Source organism: Ammoniphilus soli, from assembly GCF_040813775.1.
In genome coordinates this window covers 1-1,022 of record NZ_JBEGDL010000136.1, presented here as the reverse complement: position 1 = coordinate 1,022, position 1,022 = coordinate 1, and the positions used below count along the sequence as shown (strand labels likewise).

The 1,022-nt window shown below is 40.6% G+C and carries 1 protein-coding gene and 3 tRNA genes; all 4 read left to right on the top strand.

Annotated elements, in window-relative coordinates:
• The first annotated feature begins 56 nt into the window (after positions 1-56).
• The 4 genes from ABLT31_RS38720 to ABLT31_RS38705 all read left to right on the top strand — a co-directional run bounded on the left by ABLT31_RS38720 (position 57) and on the right by ABLT31_RS38705 (position 774).
• Positions 57-133, top strand: a tRNA-Pro gene (locus ABLT31_RS38720).
• 14 nt (positions 134-147) lie between these two features.
• Positions 148-221 (top strand) — tRNA-Gly (locus ABLT31_RS38715).
• A 4-nt stretch (positions 222-225) separates the two neighbouring features.
• Positions 226-302: transfer RNA gene (locus ABLT31_RS38710), tRNA-Ile, on the top strand.
• A 172-nt stretch (positions 303-474) separates the two neighbouring features.
• The gene (locus ABLT31_RS38705) at positions 475-774 is read left to right on the top strand and encodes a hypothetical protein (RefSeq protein ID WP_367761032.1); all 300 of its coding nucleotides are present in this window, start codon (positions 475-477) and stop codon (positions 772-774) included.
• Positions 775-1,022 lie beyond the last annotated feature (248 nt).

Sequence of the window (1,022 nt, the reverse complement as noted above, 5' to 3'; positions counted from 1 at the left end):
GTGTCTGACTACGAATCAGAAGGTTGGGAGTTCGAGTCTCTCCGGGCACGCCATTTCGGGAAGTAGCGCAGCTTGGTAGCGCATCTGGTTTGGGACCAGAGGGTCGCAGGTTCGAATCCTGTCTTCCCGACCATTTAAAAATAACATGCGGGTGTAGTTCAATGGTAGAACTCCAGCCTTCCAAGCTGGTCGCGTGGGTTCGATTCCCATCACCCGCTCCATAAAGGGCCCATAGCTCAGCTGGTTAGAGCGCACGCCTGATAAGCGTGAGGTCGGTGGTTCGAGTCCACTTGGGCCCACCATACATATAAAATCAAACCTTATTCGTAAAGAATAAGGTTTTTTATTTTTTATGGCCTAAAGACAAGTAATGTTCGATTCTAAAATCCTCCTCTCCTTCATAGTTACTAAGTAACCGAGTAACACAGTAACTCAGTAACTGAGCTAAGATCCAAAAAAGGAGGTATTTTGGTCATGAGAGGAGAAGGGGGAAGAGTTCGATCTGAACGTTCCGATAAAAAAATTAGAGTTAATTCGTATTTTAGTAAAGCCGTTCATGAAAAATTAGATCGATTAGCAGTAGCTTGTGGTGTCACCAAAACCGGCCTCGCTGCTTATTTGGTTGAACTATGCTTACATAATGAAAACATCGTTAATTTTGCACAAGACCAGCATAAAGACTCCTCACGATTTCGCATAATTCCATCCAAGGTGGATGGCGAATTAAAATTCATCTTTGTCGAAAAGAAAAGCAAATTATTACGACCCAACTAACACTGTGAGTGTTAGTTTTTTATTTTTTGTTGAAAAGTTGTAGGATTGGAAATAACATCCTATTGCTACAGTAGCAACTCTCGTGTTATATTAACGGTCGTTGCTTAAAAACAAAGGCAACAATCACTACAATTCAAGTGATATGGAAAAAAATACTTATTGCAGTGATTTTAACGATATGTTATATTATTAATTGTCGCTTCGGCGGCGATTGAAAAAGAAGCAAATGAATGTTCTTTGAAAACTGA